The 17,462-nt window shown below is 60.9% G+C and carries 17 protein-coding genes; 6 read left to right on the top strand and 11 right to left on the bottom strand.

Annotation, left to right across the window (positions count from 1 at the left end; genetic code table 11):
• Window positions 1–111 precede the first annotated feature (111 nt).
• Together M0D69_RS29835 and M0D69_RS29830 are read right to left on the bottom strand one after the other, a co-directional pair.
• Window positions 112–1,092, bottom strand: coding sequence for a hypothetical protein (locus M0D69_RS29835; RefSeq protein WP_367619774.1), 981 nt, complete (start codon window positions 1,090–1,092; stop codon window positions 112–114).
• A 55-nt stretch (window positions 1,093–1,147) separates the two neighbouring features.
• Window positions 1,148–2,500: an MFS transporter gene (locus tag M0D69_RS29830; protein WP_301785451.1), complete on the bottom strand. Its 1,353-nt coding sequence runs from the start codon at window positions 2,498–2,500 to the stop codon at window positions 1,148–1,150.
• 119 nt (window positions 2,501–2,619) lie between these two features.
• On the opposite strand from M0D69_RS29830, the gene M0D69_RS29825 reads away from it, so the two are divergent.
• The 3 genes from M0D69_RS29825 (at window position 2,620) to M0D69_RS29815 (ending at window position 5,896) form a co-directional block, all read left to right on the top strand.
• Window positions 2,620–3,603 (top strand): LysR substrate-binding domain-containing protein, encoded by a 984-nt coding sequence (locus tag M0D69_RS29825; RefSeq protein ID WP_301785450.1) that lies wholly within the window; start codon window positions 2,620–2,622, stop codon window positions 3,601–3,603.
• A 164-nt stretch (window positions 3,604–3,767) separates the two neighbouring features.
• The gene (locus M0D69_RS29820) at window positions 3,768–4,370 is read left to right on the top strand and encodes a cytochrome b (protein WP_301785449.1); all 603 of its coding nucleotides are present in this window, start codon (window positions 3,768–3,770) and stop codon (window positions 4,368–4,370) included.
• 74 nt (window positions 4,371–4,444) lie between these two features.
• Window positions 4,445–5,896 carry a glycosyltransferase family 2 protein gene (locus M0D69_RS29815; RefSeq protein WP_301785448.1) on the top strand — a complete coding sequence of 484 codons (1,452 nt, stop codon included), beginning with the start codon at window positions 4,445–4,447 and terminating at the stop codon, window positions 5,894–5,896.
• Window positions 5,897–5,923: 27 nt separating this feature from the next.
• Here M0D69_RS29815 and M0D69_RS29810 read toward each other — a convergent pair whose 3' ends face one another.
• The 4 genes from M0D69_RS29810 to M0D69_RS29795 form a co-directional block, all read right to left on the bottom strand.
• Window positions 5,924–6,496, bottom strand: a complete 573-nt coding sequence (locus M0D69_RS29810; protein WP_301785447.1) for a YbhB/YbcL family Raf kinase inhibitor-like protein — start codon at window positions 6,494–6,496, stop codon at window positions 5,924–5,926.
• Window positions 6,497–6,581: 85 nt separating this feature from the next.
• Window positions 6,582–7,376 (bottom strand): anti-sigma factor, encoded by a 795-nt coding sequence (locus tag M0D69_RS29805; RefSeq protein ID WP_301785446.1) that lies wholly within the window; start codon window positions 7,374–7,376, stop codon window positions 6,582–6,584.
• Entirely contained in the window at window positions 7,373–7,891 is a 519-nt protein-coding gene (locus tag M0D69_RS29800) for a sigma-70 family RNA polymerase sigma factor (RefSeq protein WP_031360721.1), read from the bottom strand. Before M0D69_RS29800 ends, M0D69_RS29805 begins: the two co-directional genes overlap by 4 nt.
• A gap of 152 nt (window positions 7,892–8,043) precedes the next feature.
• On the bottom strand, window positions 8,044–8,406 hold the full coding sequence (locus tag M0D69_RS29795) for a hypothetical protein (RefSeq protein ID WP_301785481.1): 363 nt from the start codon (window positions 8,404–8,406) through the stop codon (window positions 8,044–8,046).
• 307 nt (window positions 8,407–8,713) lie between these two features.
• Between M0D69_RS29795 and M0D69_RS29790 the strand changes: the two genes are divergently transcribed.
• Window positions 8,714–10,012, top strand: a complete 1,299-nt coding sequence (locus tag M0D69_RS29790; RefSeq protein ID WP_301785445.1) for a CaiB/BaiF CoA-transferase family protein — start codon at window positions 8,714–8,716, stop codon at window positions 10,010–10,012.
• Between the two features lie 137 nt (window positions 10,013–10,149).
• Window positions 10,150–10,575: a hypothetical protein gene (locus tag M0D69_RS29785; protein ID WP_301785444.1), complete on the top strand. Its 426-nt coding sequence runs from the start codon at window positions 10,150–10,152 to the stop codon at window positions 10,573–10,575.
• A gap of 79 nt (window positions 10,576–10,654) precedes the next feature.
• Here the strand turns inward: M0D69_RS29785 and cls are convergent, their stop codons facing one another.
• Together cls and M0D69_RS29775 are read right to left on the bottom strand one after the other, a co-directional pair.
• Entirely contained in the window at window positions 10,655–11,938 is a 1,284-nt protein-coding gene (gene cls, locus M0D69_RS29780; RefSeq protein WP_301785443.1) for a cardiolipin synthase, read from the bottom strand.
• Between the two features lie 272 nt (window positions 11,939–12,210).
• Complete coding sequence (locus tag M0D69_RS29775; RefSeq protein WP_301785442.1) at window positions 12,211–12,654, bottom strand: MarR family winged helix-turn-helix transcriptional regulator; 444 nt, start codon at window positions 12,652–12,654, stop codon at window positions 12,211–12,213.
• A gap of 152 nt (window positions 12,655–12,806) precedes the next feature.
• Here M0D69_RS29775 and M0D69_RS29770 point away from each other — a divergent pair, with 152 nt between their 5' ends.
• Window positions 12,807–14,351 carry a DHA2 family efflux MFS transporter permease subunit gene (locus tag M0D69_RS29770; protein WP_301785441.1) on the top strand — a complete coding sequence of 515 codons (1,545 nt, stop codon included), beginning with the start codon at window positions 12,807–12,809 and terminating at the stop codon, window positions 14,349–14,351.
• A gap of 1 nt (window position 14,352) precedes the next feature.
• On the opposite strand, the gene M0D69_RS29765 is transcribed toward M0D69_RS29770, so the two are convergent.
• The 3 genes from M0D69_RS29765 to M0D69_RS29755 form a co-directional block, all read right to left on the bottom strand.
• Window positions 14,353–14,856, bottom strand: a complete 504-nt coding sequence (locus M0D69_RS29765) for a M48 family metallopeptidase (RefSeq protein WP_301785440.1) — start codon at window positions 14,854–14,856, stop codon at window positions 14,353–14,355.
• 733 nt (window positions 14,857–15,589) lie between these two features.
• Window positions 15,590–16,063, bottom strand: a complete 474-nt coding sequence (locus M0D69_RS29760) for a hypothetical protein (RefSeq protein WP_301785439.1) — start codon at window positions 16,061–16,063, stop codon at window positions 15,590–15,592.
• Between the two features lie 313 nt (window positions 16,064–16,376).
• Window positions 16,377–16,646 (bottom strand): hypothetical protein, encoded by a 270-nt coding sequence (locus M0D69_RS29755; protein ID WP_301785438.1) that lies wholly within the window; start codon window positions 16,644–16,646, stop codon window positions 16,377–16,379.
• Window positions 16,647–17,462: the final 816 nt, after the last annotated feature.

Raw genomic sequence — 17,462 nt, 5'->3', positions numbered from 1 at the left:
GAGCGCCTGCCAATAAACCGCTTAACCGCGAGAAACCGCTAAACCGTCCAGGCGACAGCAAGCCCGTCGCCCAGGCGACGATCTTGAATTTCGTGGTGTGTCGCGCTGTGTCTAATCCGTGGCGCGGGCTGTCGATGAATCGACTACATTCGCGAGCCGTTTCGCGCCGAACAATGCCCGCACGCCTTCGTGCGAACCGAGCATCGCTGCACCGTTGTGGCCCACGCCCGCCACTTCCCAGCAGCGATGTTCAAACCGAGGGTGGCGTGCTTTGAGATACGCAAAATAAGAACGCCCACGGGCGAGTCGATGCGGCCCTTGCGCCGCTGCCGCGCACGAAAGGTCGAGCGCGTTGTGACGCGGATCGCAATCTTGCTGGCCGAGCAGATAGATAACGTCGCTGGCCGCGTAGCGTGTTTCGAGCGCATCGAACGAGGCCGACGCCGACTCTGCGTAGCGTGGCGCGCGTTGCACGCCGTATTTCCAGTCGTTGACGCCGGGGCACGCGGTGGTGTCGGCGGGCCGCAGAAGACCGTCCGCGTAGGGCCGCATCGAGTCGAAGTACACATACGACGATGGATTCGCGACCACGTACCGGCACTGCACGCCGGGCACGCTGCAACCCGCACCCACGATCGCGTACCGGTGCGCGACCTGCGCGCCACCCGAATGCCCCGCGATCACCACTTCGCGCAGCGCCGGATAACGCGACCGGTTAGCGAATTGCGCGATGAATGCATCGAGTACATCGAACGAACTGAGCGGAGCGGGACCGCATGCGTCGTCGCCGCTCATCCATGAGGTCCATTCCCAGTGCAGCGTGTCGGCGGGCAAGTCGTGCGCGGGAATATCGGCGGTGGCAAGGAATTGCGGCACGAGCAGCAACGTATGGGCGGGATCGGTCGATGCCGCCGCCAGCGCCCGTTGCGCCGAGAGCAGATAGGCGTCGGCATCGCGCAAACGGCCGTGCAGCAGGATCACGATTCGGGAAATGCCCGTGGCATCGCGTTCCTCTATCGAACGATAAAACGGCACCCTTCCCGCGCCGCGCGGCGTAACCACGCGCAGCCGCTCGTTGCCAACTGCACTCACCGGGCGCTCGTTGCGGGATTTATCGGAGGAGGAGAAGCGGGGCACGGAAGTCATCTCAATCGAGCGGCAGGGCGTCAGGATCGCGGCGCAGACGTCGTCCGGAACGCGTCAGCCCGACCAGCGCGAGCGACACAAAGCCCGCGAAGATCAGGTAGTACGCGGGCACGATGTTCGATCCGGTCACGGTAATGAGCGTGGAAACGGTCAGTGGCGCGAGGCCGCCGAACAGCGTCACCGCAATGTTGTACGAGAGCGCGACGCCGGTAGAACGCGTCGCGGTGGGAAACAACTGCGTGAGCATGCCGGGATGCGGTCCGGACATCAGGCTCAGCACCACGGTTGCCACCATTTGCGCGGCAAAAACACGGCCCGCAGTCGGAGAAGCGAGCACCCACGCGAACAGCGGATACGCGATTACGATCCAGACGATGGTCACCGGGAAGAACAGCCGGTACGCACCGATCCGGTCCGCGAGTTTCCCCGCGAGTGGGTACCCGACAATGGCAATCAGCCCCGACACCGCCGTGCCGAACAACGCGTTCTTGAGCGGCAAATGCAACTGACGCTCGACATACAGCGGCATGAACGTGTGCCAAAGATAATTCGTCGCCGTGCCGACGATGATCACACCCATCGCGCATAACGACGCGTCGCCGCGTTGCCGGAAAAAGCCGCGGATGGTCTGGCGCGGCGCGTGCCCGAGCCGCTCGCGCAACTCCACGAATTCGGGAGATTCCGCGACCTTGTGACGGATATAGAAACCCACCGGCCCCACGAGCGCGCCGAGCAAGAACGGCACGCGCCAGCCCCAGGATTCAAGCGATGCCCGATCCAGATTCGATGTCAGGAAATAACCGCACGCCGACGACAACACGAGCGCCACCGCCTGCGATGTCATCTGGAAGCTGCCGAAGAACATCTTTTTGCCACGCGGCGCGTACTCCGTGAGCATCGCGGCGGCGGTGGCGAACTCGCCGCCGACGGACAAGCCCTGCATGACGCGCGCCAGCAAAACCAGCAACGGTGCAGCAATCCCGATAGTCGAATAGCCGGGCGTGAGGCCCATGAGCAACGTGCTGCCCGCCATCAACAGGATGAGCGTGGAAAGCGTTTTACGGCGTCCGACGCGATCCGCATACGCTCCGATCGCGATCCCGCCGAGCGGCCGCACGATAAAACCGACCGCAAAGGTGCCGAGTGTCAGCGCCGTCGAAAGCGCCGTGTTGCCGACCGGAAAAAACACGTGCGCGATGATCTTCGCGAAGTAGCCATAGATGAGGAAGTCGAACCATTCCAACCCATTGCCGATCACCGACGCGAGCACCGCGCGACGAATCTGCGATTTGCTGAGCGACGCGCCCGGCGCCGGCGGATGGCCGGCCGCGCCTGGGCGGAAGGTAGTTTCCATGCGTCTCCTGATCCTGTGCATTCATGTGTATTTGAATCGAAGGGTACGAAACGGGATGGCAAATGTAAAATACATATCGGATGGCATTGCCATATCTGTCACCTATATGAGGTCCGTCGATGGAACTGCGTCACCTGCGATATTTCCTCACCGTCGCCGAAGAGCGCCAGTTCACGCGCGCGGCCGCTCGGCTGCATATCCAGCAGCCGCCGTTGTCACAGCAGATCCAGGAGCTTGAACGTGAACTGGGTTTCGCGCTTTTCACGCGTTTGCCGCGCGGGGTGGAGCTGACATCGGCGGGTGCGGCGTTTGTTGTCGATGCCCGCGCCGTGCTCGACGCGCTCGATCAAGGCGTCGTCAACGCGCGGCGCGTGGCGAACGGTCAGCTTGGCTCCGTGCGGATCGCGCTGACGAGTTCGGCGGCGTTTCATCCGCTCGCGACCGCCGCGATCCGGCAGTTTCGCGCGACGCATCCGGATATCGCTATCGACCTGAACGAGAACAATGCCGCCGATATCATCGAACGGATGATGAATGGACGTGTCGATGCCGGTATCTTGCGCAAGCCGATCGAGACGCCTGCGGAGTTGCGTTTCGACCTGCTGCACGAGGAGCGCATGGTGCTCGTGCTGCCGGTCGGGCACGCGCTGCTGCGTCGTTCCAAAGGCACAAAAGCCACGCAGGGCACGCGTGCCGCAAAGCAGCCGCGCGTACCGCTGAAGGCGCTCGCCGGCGAGTCGTTTATTTTCGTGCGGCGTCCGGGCGCGCCGGGCATGTACGCCGACTTTATCCGCGCTTGCGAGGCGGCGGGATTCAAGCCGGATGTGGTGAGCGAAGTGCCGCGCATGCTGAGCGCCATCAACCTGGTGGCGGCGGGCGCGGGCATTACGCTCGTGCCTGCATCGATGCAGCGATACCAGCAGGAAGCCGTCGTGTATTGCGCTGTTGCCGGCGACGAGGCGTTCTCCGCGCCGCTCCATCTTGTCACCCGCCGCGACGCGGCGAACCCGGCTGCGCTGCGGTTCGCGCAGGCAGTACTGGCTTTCGTGTCGCCAGGCGAGAAGGGCACTGAGACTGCCGATGCCACTCGGCACCGCCCCTGACAAACCCTCCAAAAACGCGACTTCGCGTTTTCCCGCAGAATCGATGGAATAAATCGGCGCTACGGCGCGTTTGGATCGTGTCGTCTGCAACATCACGCGCGAGCAATGAGGCGCGGCAATGGCAGAACCGTCCAACCGATCCCCATTTTCCGCACGGAGTTTCAATGTCCACGCAAGCTGCCAACGTGGTGTCAGAACCGCCCCAAACCGAGGCGTCGCTGCGCTACACGCGTACCGCGATGGTCCTGCACTGGCTCATCGCGCTGCTGATGATTTGCAACGCCGTGCTGGGGTTATCGGCGGAATCGTTCCCGGATAGCTGGGTGCGTACGGTCGTCGATACGCATAAATCCATCGGCATTACCGTTCTCGGGCTGGTGCTGCTGCGCATCCTGTGGCGTGTTTCGCATCGGCCGCCGCCGTTGCCGAAGGCATTTCCCAAGTGGGAGCACGCCGCCGCTCACATCGCGCATTTTCTGTTGTATCTGCTGATGATCGGTTTGCCGCTGTCAGGCTGGTTGCACGATTCGGCGTGGAAAGACGCCGCGACGCATCCGATGCATCTGTTCGGTCTGATTCCGTGGCCGCGCCTGGGTTTTGTGATGCACCTCGATCCAGTGCTGAAAGAGTCGCTGCACGATCGTTTCGGTGCGCTGCATGAGTGGCTGGGTTACGCGCTGTACGCGCTTCTTGCCATGCATGTGGGCGGTGCGCTCAAGCATCAATGGATCGACAGGAAGTCGGTGATCTCGCGAATGGTGCCGTAATGGATGTGGACCTGCACGCCGCCCCCACGCTGACGAAAAAAACCGCACCTTGGTCAACTCAACCGGAGCCGATCTTGAAAACAACCCTGGAAGCAGCGCTCGCGCAGGCTTCGCCGCGCATTGCGCCGCGCCCGGTTACGCTCGCGAGCGTGCTGATTCACGGCGGTGTGGTCGTGCTGTGGCTCGCGTTGTTCGCCCGCGCGTTTTTTCTGCACGGCGTGGTGGCATGGTCGACGGGCATCGCCTACGTTGTCTACGACACTTTGCTGCTGATGTTCGTCGCGGCGAAATCGTGGACGCTCGTGAGGCCGCCCAAGCCGCTCGATCGCAAGCAGCGCGAACAGGGTTTGCCGGCGCTCGGCGTGATCGTGGCATCGCATAACGAAGCTGCCGTGCTGCCCAACACGCTCGCGAAATTGCTCGGGCAAACGCATGGCGCGGCGCAAATCGTGATTGCCGACGATGGTTCTTCGGACTCCACCGCCGAGCTTCTCACGCAGCGTTTCGGTCTCGTTTCGCCGGCGGAAGGCGAACTGAGCGTGGCGTCGACGCTTCATCCGACGCTCTTCTGGCTACGCGTGGCGCATGGCGGCAAGGCGCGCGCACTGAACGCGGCCATCGAAAAAATCAGCACGCCGATTGTGATGACCGTCGATGCCGACACGCGTCTTGCCAGCGACGCCATTCTCGCGATGCGCAGCGCGTTCGCCTCGCGGCCGAATCTGGTTGCGGCGGCGGGCATCCTGGTTCCCGTGTGCAGCAAAACGATGAGCGGGCGCTTCTTCCAGTGGTTCCAGACGTATGAGTACATCCGCAATTTCATCGCGCGTTTTGCGTGGATGCGCGCCGATAGCTTGCTGCTGATCTCGGGCGCGTTTGCCTCGTTTCGCCGCGATGCGTTGCTGGCTGTCGGCGGTTTCGATCCGCAATGCCTGGTGGAAGATTACGAGCTGATCCACCGGCTGCGTCGTCATGCCGTCGATCATGGTCTCGATTGGGACGTGCGCGTCGTGGGCAACGCGCACGCGATCACGGACGCGCCGAGTTCGTTTAGCGGTTTCATGCGGCAACGGCGGCGCTGGTTTGCGGGTTTTTTGCAGACGCAATACTGGAATCGCGACATGACCGGCAACCGGCGTTACGGCACGCTCGGCTTGCTGATGCTGCCGGTGAAGGCCTTCGATACCGTGCAACCCATCTACGGATTGACGGCGTTCGCGCTGCTGCTGGGGTTCATGGTGGAGCGGCGCGGCGCGATCGTGCTGCCTATCTTCAGCGTGATTGGCGCGAAGATTCTTATCGATTTCGCGTTTCACTTGTGGACCGTACATCTGTACCGCCGATGGACGGGCGATACGGCCGGATCGAGCCTGTGGATGGCGGTCGTGACAGCGATTGTCGAGCCGTTCACGTTCCAGTTGTTGCGCCATACGGGCGCGGCCCTGGGGTGGGTGGATTTTCTTGGCGGTTCGCGTGCATGGCGCGTGCAGACGAGAGCGGGGCTCGCGGCGGCGGACGAGGCTTAATCAGGCATTGCGCAGGCATCGTGGCGATCAACGCGCATATCGCACCACCATGCTCGACGATGCCAGCACGTGACCTTTCATCGCGGCAATCAACGCGTCGCGGTTGAGCGCGGCGGGCAGAGCATCGGCGGCGAGGTCCAGCGCGTAGGCTTGCACGACATAGTGATGCGGTGCATCGCCGTGCGGCGGGCAAGGGCCGTAATAACCGTCCTTCCCGGTCCGGTTGATTCCGCCGATACTCCCCGCCGGCGGCGGCCCGCCGTCTCCGAGCGCGGTCGTCGCGGCCGGAATGCCATAGAGAACCCAATGCACGACGCCAAGCCCACGCGCGCCGTCGGGATCGAAGAGGGTTACCGCAAAGCTTTTCGTGTCTGGCGGCGCGTTGTTCCACACCAGCGGCAACGAGACGTTCTTGCCGCCGCAATCCTGTGCGCTCGCGGCATGGCGGGAATCGAGGGTGGCGTTATCGGTGAGCTCGGGCGAAGTCAGCGTGAAGCGTTCATCGGCGATAGCGCCCGTCGCCAGGAAACATCCCGCGCATATCGCGGCAACGTGCAAAAGCCGCTTCGCGCGGCACGTGCTGCTTTGATCACTCTTCATTGTTCTTCCGGCCTCGCGCCTTGAAAACTTCGCTTGATATCGGTTGAATTGCTCGCACTCGAGTGCCGCGATCCCGACAACTCCCTCACTGCCATTTCTTCGGATCGCCGCCCAGTGCCGCGCAGGTATCGAAGCTGATCGCCCGCAGCTTCGCTTCGCCGATCTGCCCCGAGAGCGCGTAACCCGCGTGATCCGTCGTCCAGTAGAAAGTCCGTCGTGAGCCGTCGCGCAGCATCCGTATTGCGTACTCGTCCTGATGTTTGCCCGAACCACTCGTCATATAGAGCGTGAGCCGTTCGCCGCTCGCGTTCTGATACATGAATTGCGCGGCCGGTCCGTCTTCGCCGGGCAGCAAGCGGCCACCGACCAGTTCGAATCCGTATTCGTGCAGTGAAGGAATGGTCAGGGTCCGGTTGAGCCGCTTGGACAACCATGTCACGAGGTGATCTTCCTGCGACGCCGCAACTTCTACAGCATGCCGCTGCTCGGGTGCATACACGGCGTAGGCGATATCCGCGCGTTGCGCGAACGTCGGCGCCGGGCGTTCGCGATCGAAGACCGGCGCCAGCATGTGCATCAAAAATCCACACGCAATACCCACCGCCAGCCAGCTCGCCGCCATCAGGTAACGCCGGCGAGGACGCACCACCACGACTTGCGCCTCTTTATCGGCGGAGGCGGCAAACAGCGCCCGCAGCGCATTGTCCTGCGCGCGATACGCGGCGACCGTCGCCGCGCTGGCGGGATCGCGGGCAATGCGCGCAGCCGTTTCGGCGCGTTCGGCGTCCGGCGCTTCATCGTCGATGAACGCCGACAGCGCGCGCAGCTCATCGGCTGGCGTGCTCGATTCCGCCCGTTCCGGACGTTCGGGATTCGTCATGTGCCACTCACGATTTTCAACGATGCCGATTTGCGGCCCGGTTCTTCACCAAGCAATACGCGCATGTGTTCCCGTGCCCGCGAAAGTCGCGACATCACCGTTCCGGCCGGCACGTTCAGCACCACGGATGCCTCCTGATAACTCATGTCCTCCACGCAGACGAGCAGCATGACTTCGCGTTGCTCGACCGGCAGGCAATATAGCGCGCGCTGCACGTCGCGCAGCACGAGCCCGTCCACTTCGCCGACCGGCGCGGCCATTTGCCGCCACGGCGCGGTTTCATCGTCGACTGCAATATCACGCCGGCCGCGCAACTGATCGATATAGAGATTGCGCATGATCGTGAACAGCCACGCGCGCAGATTACTGCCCACGCGAAAACCTTTCGAACGGCCCAGCGCACGCTCGGTCACGTCCTGTACGAGGTCATCGGCCCAGGCACGGTCTCCCGTCAGCGCGCGCGCATAACGCCGCAACTGCGGGAGAACCCCAACAAGATCGGTATCGAAGCTCAACGGCCTATGCTCATGACTGGTTCACTTTCGGCGCTCCAGGCCAACCGCCGTGACGACTATTCGCCGATGTGCCGCTGTGGCGCAGACTGCCCGCTCGCGCGGCACAGCGGCCATCGATCGCTTCATGCTGGTCTCCCCGCTCTGATTGCGTCTTACTGCTTGACGGCGTGCCAGACGTCCTTGAAGTTGTCGCCCATGGCATCGCCGGGTTTTTTGTCTTTCGAGAACGTGTATACACGCTTGCCTTTGTACGCCCACTGGTTGCCGCCATCGGCCGTTGGCACGAGGGTCCACTCACCCTGGGGCTTGTCCGATGCATCGGCCATCGCCGCCGGCCACGCTTGCGCGCAACCGCCGCTGCAGGCGCTTGGGCCCGAGGCAGGATCTTTGTCGAAGGTGTAGAGCGTCATGCCTTTTGCGTCGGCGTACATGCCGCCCGCGGCCATCGGCGGCATGGCATGGGCAGTCAGGCTGAAGGTTGCGACGAGGGCGGCAGCGAGCATCGGGATGCGCATTTTCATTTTTTTGTCCATTCCATTTGTGGAGGTAAGGGATAAACGGATGATGCGCGCGGAATATTCCGGTGCGTGACGATTTTTTTGATGAGATTTGGGGGTTTTGATCCGATCAATGGGTTGCATGGGGTGGCGTGGCCGCGCGCCTGGCAGCGGATGCCGCGGCTGACGACTTGGCTACAATCGATGCGTCAAACGATGCGGTTCTCCCGCTTGGCGCTCGCCCGGATGTGGCAAGCCCGAGTCGCATTCCCCGGGCAGGAATCAGCCGATAAATCCAGACCCGGCTTGAAACGAACGAGGTGAAATGGTGCAGGACAGCAAGAACCAATCGACGCCAGCGAACACAGGCGCAAACACGAACACGAACTCAACGAGAAAACGTCCGCTGGATGGCATTCGTGTGCTGGATTTATCGAGGGTGCTGGCGGGGCCGTGGTGCACGCAGAACCTCGCGGATCTCGGCGCGCAAGTGATCAAGATCGAGCGTCCGGGCGCGGGCGACGATACCCGCACCTGGGGCCCTCCATTCCTGCGCGATGCCGACGGACGGGATACATCGGAGAGCGCGTATTTTCTGTGCGCGAACCGCAACAAGCAGTCGGTTGCCATCGATATGAGTTCGCCCGAAGGCGCCGCGCTGATCCGCGAGTTCGCAAAGTCGTGCGATGTGGTCGTCGAGAACTTCAAGGTCGGCGGGCTCAAGAAATACGGGCTGGACTACGACAGCCTTTCGGCGCTCAATCCGCGCCTCGTGTATTGCTCGGTGACGGGTTTTGGCCAAACCGGGCCACTCTCGCAGCGCGCCGGTTACGACTTCCTGATCCAGGGCATGGGCGGGTTGATGAGCATCACCGGCGAGCCCGACAGCGTAGCGGGCGGCGGTCCGGAAAAAGTCGGCGTGGCAGTGACGGATCTGATGGCCGGCATGTATGCAACCGCCGGCGTGCTCGCCGCGCTGATGGAGCGCGAGAAGAGCGGGCTCGGGCAGCATCTCGACATCGCGTTGCTCGATTGCCAGCTCGCGATGCTCGCCAACCAGTCGATGAACTATCTCACCACGGGCCTGGCGCCTCAGCGGATGGGCAACGCGCATCCGAACATCGTGCCGTATCAGACCTTCGCCGCGAGCGACGGCCATGTGATCGTCGCATGCGGCAATGACAGCCAGTTTCGTTCGCTATGCACAGCGATGAACGTACCGGAACTCGCGCTCGATCCACGCTTCGCAACCAACAGCGGGCGCAGCGTGAACCGGGCGGAATTGTTGCCGCAACTGGCCGCCGTGTTCATGACCCGTCCTCGCGACGCATGGGTCGATGCGCTCGAAGCGTGCGGCGTGCCGTGCGGGCCGATCAACGATATCGCGCAGGCTTTCGGCTCTGAACAGGCGCAATTTCGCGGCGCGGCGCGGGAGATATCGCATCCGGTCGCGGGCGTTGCCCCGACGGTCGCGAGTCCGTTGCGCTTATCGGCTACGCCGGTTGCGTACGATCAAGCGCCACCGATGCTCGGAGAACACACGTGCGCCATGCTGCGCGACGTGCTCGGCATGGGCGACGCGCAGATTGCGGAGTTGATGCGAGCGGGGGTGATCGGACGGTAGCTTGACTGCGATGTGAGGTGCGTTGGTCCGACGAGTCGATACTTTATGACAATGTTCAGCTTGACTCGCCGAAAGCGCACCAAGGTATGGTGGTCATGTGAAATCCATGCAAGTTTCGGAGTCGAAATGAACATCCCGTGAAAGCGGCGATCAAGCAGCCAGGCATCAACGTGACGCGCGAGGGCGAAATTGAAGGCACGTTTGACGTTTCCAACATGGCGTCTGGATTCGCGAGCTATGTCGACGCATTGCTGAGTCTGGCCAGATGGGAATTCGATAACGCGGGCACTGACTTCGCCGTCCGCGAGCCCAGCCTGATTGGCGACACGCAGATCGACGTGATCTCATGCCATCGCAACGCCTCGTCGTCGGAGCTTTACAAGCTTGTCGACCTGCGTGGCAATGCGCTGACTGCCAACACGCCGATCATCGTGGTCGTGGACGACCGCTTGCTACAGGAGCAGGCGGATCACGAGGTAGCTGTGATCGGCCAGTACGCCGAAGCGTGGCCTATGAGAAAGCTGATTGAGGCAGTGGCGGGTGGTGGTTTGACGCGGCATTGAAGTCGTAGCCGGTAGTCGCCGGCCAGAGTAGAGCGGTCACTCCCGAGTTCCGCCACGGTGGGTCAACCGTGCAGGTGACTCAAAGCTGCCAGTCGAGCAAGGGCACCACTTTCTCGATCAGTTTCTCCAGCATTGGCCGACGCAACCACTCTTCGTATGTGACGAGGTGCGACTTTTCAATATCGGCGTCGAAGATCGCGCTTTGCTGACGTGCGAATTCGCGATCATAGATATTGAGGTTCGCTTCGTCGTTGAGCTTGAACGAGCGGCTGTCGAAATTCGTCGATCCCACCGACACCAGATAATTGTCCACCACGAGTAATTTGCAGTGAAACATAGTCGGCTGATATTCATGGATTTCGATACCCACGGCGAGCAGATCACCCCAGCAGGCTCGGGATGCTTCACGTACGGTGTGCGTATCAATACGTTTTCCCGGCGTCACAATGCGCACTCGCACGCCGCGTCGCGCCGCTTCCACCAGCGCGCTGATCGCCAGGCCGTCGGGGACGAAATACGCGCTCGCGAGGTGAATGCTGTGCGTGGCCGCCGTGATCGCCATGAGGTACATCAGTTCCACGTCGTCGGCGCCGTGGGTCGGCGAACTGCTGAACATGTGAGCGATACCGCTACCGGCATTACCTTCCGGCAACGCTGGTATCTCAGGAAAATACTTGGGACCATGCAGTACGTTGCCGGTCGCCTTGATCCAGTTGTCCATGAACACGGCCTGCATGTGTCCGACCACCGGACCCTCCACCCGGAAATGCGTATCGCGCCAGTGTTTTTCGTCTTGCGCGTGCCCGGTCCATTCCTCCGCAATTCCGACGCCGCCGGTAAAGCCCAGGCGGCCGTCGATAATTAGCAGCTTTCTGTGCGTCCGGTTGTTCATCCTCCCGAGCCCGGTCCAGTGCGGCTTGTGATATTGCACGACTTCGGCGCCGGCTTGTCGCAACTCGTTGAGGTAGCGATGGTCCATTTTCTTGCAGCCCATCCAGTCGAGCAATATGTGCACCGCAACGCCCGAACGCGCTTTCTCGGACAACGCTGCCGCAAAGTGCGCGCCTATTTCACCGGACCAGTAGATGAACGTCTCGAAGGTGATGGTCTGCGTGGCGGATTGAATGCCATCGAGCATCGAAGGGAAGATTTCGTCGCCGTTCAGCAGCACCGTATACCGATTACCCGAGGTCACCGGTGGCCCCAGCAGGAGGCTCATTGAACGGATGAACTGAGGGTCGTCGCTCGCGTACAGCCGGTCGATGTTGTGCTCGACCTTCTTTTCGCCGCTCACGAAGTTTGCGAGGATCAACACGACGATGAGCGTGGCGACTACCGTAAGCGGTATGGCGAGCAAGAGCATGTCGGGTTCCGGAGCAGACGGACATCGATCGGGACAAAGGCATATGCTTTGCGAGAGCCGGAAGCTCGGGTACACGCTGCCGGCATCCCGACACGCCTTGTAGCAAAGGTCGGGCCTCCTCGTACCGATCAGATCGCAGGGCGGACCGCTTGCCTGCGGTTTTTCAACTATCCAGCGTCGCAGTCCAGCGGCAAGTTTTCAGATCGCTGCGCCCGCGAGCCCGCGCATAGTCGCAAAAGCGCGTGTACCTGGCCTACAAAGCCGCCAAGCCCTCACTCATCCACGATCGTGCTCAGATTCACGCGCACGCGCCGGAGCAGCGAGATCAACTGCGCGCGTTCGTCCGCATCAAGCCCTGCCAGGGCTTCAGCGGCCACCGAATCACCCACTCGGCGCGCCTTGCCGAGTGCGCCTTCCGCTTTTGCCGTCATCCGTACAGTCCGCTCGCGACGGTCGCCGGGATTTGAAAAGCGCTCGATCCATCCGCCTTCCTCCATCCGGTCGAGCAAGCGACCCGCCGATATAGGCGCCACGTCCAGAAGATCGGCTAGCCGGGCCTGATTCACATCGCCGAAATGGGACAGGTAGGCGAGCGCGCGGCACTGCGCTCGCGTGAGATCAAGAGACGATTTCGCGAGTTCGTCGAAGCGCTTGCTGCACAAGCGCCCCACGTCCGAGATCAGAAAACCAAAGCGCTTGTCGAGGTGCGTTTCCATGTCGGGATTATACGAAAGAAGCACGAGCCAGCATGCACCTCGGCAAACGCGGGTTTCCCCGGGGTTTTGAATTCTTGTGCCGATCATCAGCCTGTTTATAATAAGCATGCTTATTATTTGATAAGCGAACTGACAAACGAATCGGCGCCTGAATGTCCTCTGAATCGATGCCGGCAAGCGCGGCTGCGGCCACACCGCTGAACCGGCCCATGCTGACGCTCTCGATCATGCTTGCCACGCTGATCCAGACGCTCGACAGCACCATCGCCAATGTCGCGCTGCCGCATATGCAGGGCACGCTGTCGGCGTCTCAGGACGAGATCACGTGGGTGCTGACGTCGTACATTGTTGCCGCGGCGATTGCCACGCCGCTCACGGGCTGGTTGTCGGACCGGCTGAGCACGAAGCGTCTACTGGTCATTTCTATTGGCGGCTTCACGATTGCGTCGGCGCTGTGCGGGTTATCGGAGAGTCTTGCGCAGATTGTCGCGTCGCGATTGCTGCAGGGGATTTTCGGGGCCTCGCTCGTGCCGCTCTCGCAATCCATCCTGCTCGACATCAATCCGCGCGAAAAGCAGGGCCAGGCGATGGCCGTATGGGGCATGGGCGTGATGGTCGGGCCGATTCTCGGGCCGACGCTCGGCGGCTGGCTCACTGACAGTTACAACTGGCGCTGGGTGTTTTTCATCAACGTGCCGATCGGCGCGTTTGCGCTCTTCGGGGTGCTGACGTTCCTGCCGGCGCGAGCCGCGAAGCTCGGCGTGAAATTCGATTTGTTCGGCTTTGCCACGCTGGGCCTCGCGATCGGCGCACTCCAGGCAATGCTCGATCGCGGCGAGCAGCTCGACTGGTTCGGCTCGCTCGAAATCCGCACCGAAGCGATTCTGGCGGTGCTGAGCTTCATCTTTTTTCTGGCGCACACAGCGACTGCCGGAAAGCGCTCGTTTTTCAAGTACGAACTGTTGAAGGACCGCAATTTCGCGACTGGCGTGTTTTTTATCTTCGTGATCGGCGCGGTGATGTACGCGACCCGCGCCTTGCTGCCGCCAATGCTGCAGAACCTGATGAACTATCCCGTCGCCACGACCGGCCTTGTCACGGCGCCGAGCGGCGCGGGCACGATGGTCGCCATGCTGGCTGCCGGCCGGCTGTTGCGGCGCACCGACGCGCGTCTTTTATTGCTCGCCGGTTTTCTGATTTCGGCATTCGCGCTCTGGCAGATGATGCAGTACACGCTGGTGCTGTCGGTCTCCGACATCGTGTGGCCCGGCGTGATCCAGGGCTTCGGTCTGGGTTTCGTGTTCGTGCCGTTGAGCGCGCTTACGTTTTCCACACTGACGCCCGAACTTCGCGCCGACGGCACCGCGACCTACAGTCTGATGCGAAATATCGGCAGCAGTATCGGCATCTCGATCGTGCAGACGATGATGACGCGCGGCACGCAGGTCGCGCACGCCGATCTCGCGGCGAATGTGAATGTGTTCAATCCGTTGATGCAACCCATGCTCGAGAGCGGATCGCAGATGAGCCTCGCGCTGATGGATCAATCGATCAATCAGCAGGCACAGATGATCGCGTACCTGAACGACTTCAAGCTGATGTTCGTGGCGACCTTGCTGGTCGTGCCGCTGTTGTTGCTGATCCGGCCGATGCGAAGTGTTTCGAGCGAAACGCTGGCGCAAGCCGCAGCGGACTGACCTACAAAATATTTCGCGTCAGCTCGCGCTGCGTCAGATACACGCGCAGATCGAATTCGATCTGGTGATACCCCGACTGCATGAATTCACATAGCCGGTAAAACGCTTTGTTGTGCTCGCTTTCCTTCAAATGCGCGAGCTCGTGCACGACGATCATGCGCAAGAATTCCGGCGGCGCTTCCTTGAACAAGGATGCCACGCGAATCTCTTTCTTCGCCTTGAGCTTGCCGCCCTGGACCCGCGAGATCGCTGTGTGCAGGCCGAGTGCATGACGCAGCACGTCGAGCTTGGCGTCGTACTTCACCTTATCGATGGCGGGCGCCACGCGCAGAAACTCCTGCTTCAGATCCGCGGTGTATTGATACAGCGCGCGGTCCGATTGCACGGCATGGCGGCGCGGATACCGGTCGGCGAGATACACGCCGAGCTGGTCATCGGCGATGAGTTTGCGGACCTTGTCCTGAAGCGCTTGCGGATACGTGCTCAGATATTTCAGAGGGAACATGGTGGGGTGTGATGCGGGGTGTCGTGGGCTGGCTGGCATTTTAGCGGCCGCGCAGGCTCTCCACGCCGAGTCGTCAGCGCTTTCGGGAGTTCCACAAGATACACGTGATCAGCGTGAGCTGAAGAAAAGGATAGACGTACAGACAGAAGCCGCCGGGAAATGTTCAGGAGCAGATAGCGACAGCAATTGCGGGTTACTGCCGCATGAAAAACATAGCCGCAAAACAAAAAACCGCTCAGCGAGCTGGGCGGTTTTTATTAATTCTTGGTCGGGGTGAGAGGATTCGAACCTCCGGCCTCTACGTCCCGAATCCGGAACCATCACTTTCGTAGCTGAATTTAATATAGTCCATGTCAATAAAATCAACAAGTTACGTGTTTCTGCGTGCAGCTTCGCACAGCTAAACGCAAGGCTGGGTGGCGCAGATTTGGCGCAGATTTTTTCTGTGTGGCACATCGGGCGATGTCTCGCTCGCGCCAAGGCGAGTCGAAGATTTTAGGTTCGTGCGTGTTGGCGGTCCCGGTGGCTACACTGGACAGGTCCACTGCGTGCTACGAACATGAAGACGATGAGCCGCTCGGTGGCTAATACCGATACCGCGTCGAAGCGCGTGCCGCTTCAAAGGAGATTACCGCTAGGTTGAGGAGTAGTCTCGTACCATCGTCCGATATACGCCGGAGAATAACTCGGGCGTGACGTAGAGCTATAGTTGGTGTGCACGGGCGAACGTACGTTACGCTGACGCTTCAACGATGGCAGGAGTTCGTTCGGCTTTGAGCAAGCCTTCCACCATTCGCGTTTCGGCCTTGGCGATACTATCAAGGGACGCAACAGACAACTGGCGGCTGAAAACCTCGAACGCCACGCACAGCCATGCGTGCTCGACATCGCCCATCAGCCAAACGCCGTCTTCCTTTCGGGTAGCGTCGATATGCATCATCGCCGCGAGGGCTTCTTGTATGTCCGTAATCTCATCTGGGTGGTATCCGATGAGGCAAAGCTCCTCAGCAACAAGCAGTTGTCGGCCCAGAGTCGCAAACAGTTCGCGCGAGCCGTGACCTCGTCGGAACGCATCCAGACCCACATAGCATTGAAGAAGCATGGCCTGGGTTATGGGTTCGCGCGCGGCACGACTAAATGTAAGTGCCCGTAGCAGCGGTGACATCGCCGGATGGGTATGTTTGCGCGTTCGTGATTTGTTAGGCATCTTTAATTCAACCTCCTTCTGTAACTACCGATATCGCCGTCGATGTGCGGGTGGCGAAACAAGCACCCCTTGGACGCTAGTCTGCGCAACCATGATGGCAATCAAAAATTAAGACGGGCTTAAACGGTGAGGTAAACAAAACTTTGCCTGGATGACCAACGGGCGGCGATGGCTCGACCTCGATTTGGAGGCGTGCGGCAAGACAGTTATCGCAGCAATCTTCCTTTTGGACTCGGCTTCAGACGTTCGTATCCATGGGCACGCCAGAGGACGGCGGGCTCGTGGGAAGAGGCCGAGTAGCGGAAAGAACATACTACGCGGCAGCTACAACCCGCGAAGCAGGGCGCGCTGTAGTCATCTTCCACCTGTCGGCAGTAGGCGGAAACACGAACCAACTGCGGTCATCGTGCCGAAAGAAGAACAACGCGCGGGCTCCGTTCTCCGACGAGGTCTCGACGCACACATAGCGTCTACCGCCCCAACGCGTGCGACTGAATTCAGTCACATGAACCGGTATCGCGGGAGCCGGAGCGAGCCATTTTTCGACCTGGCACCGCAGGGACTGCTCATTCGAGTTTTTCATGTTCCCCTCCAGCAAATCTGAGGGCGACCGACATTGATAGAGCGCACGTCTCGACAGATGGTTTTCGCCACCAGACGGTACATTCCCAACCAGAAGCATTGACGCGAGTTCGTTTCGAGGCACCGCATCAGCACGGCATGTTCGTGTTGGCAAACGCCAGCGCCGGCCCTTTCAAGGTTGCCGCTGGCGTTTGTGAAAGACGTTATTGCTCGATTTCTCGGGTTCATCTCCTCAACGTCGCAGACGACCACGATGTTGACCTCGGGTTTGTGAGTTCTGAAACCGAATATTTCATGAGGGGGCGCGTACCCCGGGCAGCAACCGGCGGGAGCAATAACCGGTCTTGTAACACGTAAAGGGCGACCGCCGTCACAACGTAGAGGACGAGCGCAATCCGATTAGATGTTGCCACCGTTCCGGTTGATATCGTGCGACGCGTCCTTGCATGTCGGACTTCGATGGATACATCGTTAAGCCGATTACGATGCAGGCGGTGCAGGACCTTCTAGCGGCTGGGGAGACATCACCGGTGTGACTGAACCGGGTTACGGATTGCGTAGCGCGAAATTGCGCGCGCTTCTGGGTGAGAAGGCTGTCAACCGTAAGTTGATTGCGGACTCCCTAAGTGCAGCGCCATCGAATATGAGTTCGGTGCCCAGCAATGAGGCGCGGCCTGTTGATGCGCGGATACGTCCCAACTGGGTTCTTCTCTCGACGAAACCTTCGCGTGCACGAGCGCTAATCGGAAAGGGTCATTAAACGCATGTCGTTATACACAACGTCGCTGTCGCGCGACGACAGCGAGAAAGCTCGTTT

The organism is Caballeronia sp. SEWSISQ10-4 2 (assembly GCF_030464885.1).
GTDB lineage: Bacteria > Pseudomonadota > Gammaproteobacteria > Burkholderiales > Burkholderiaceae > Caballeronia.
Note: the sequence above shows the minus strand (reverse complement) of the source record. Positions and strands in the feature narration are given on the sequence as shown.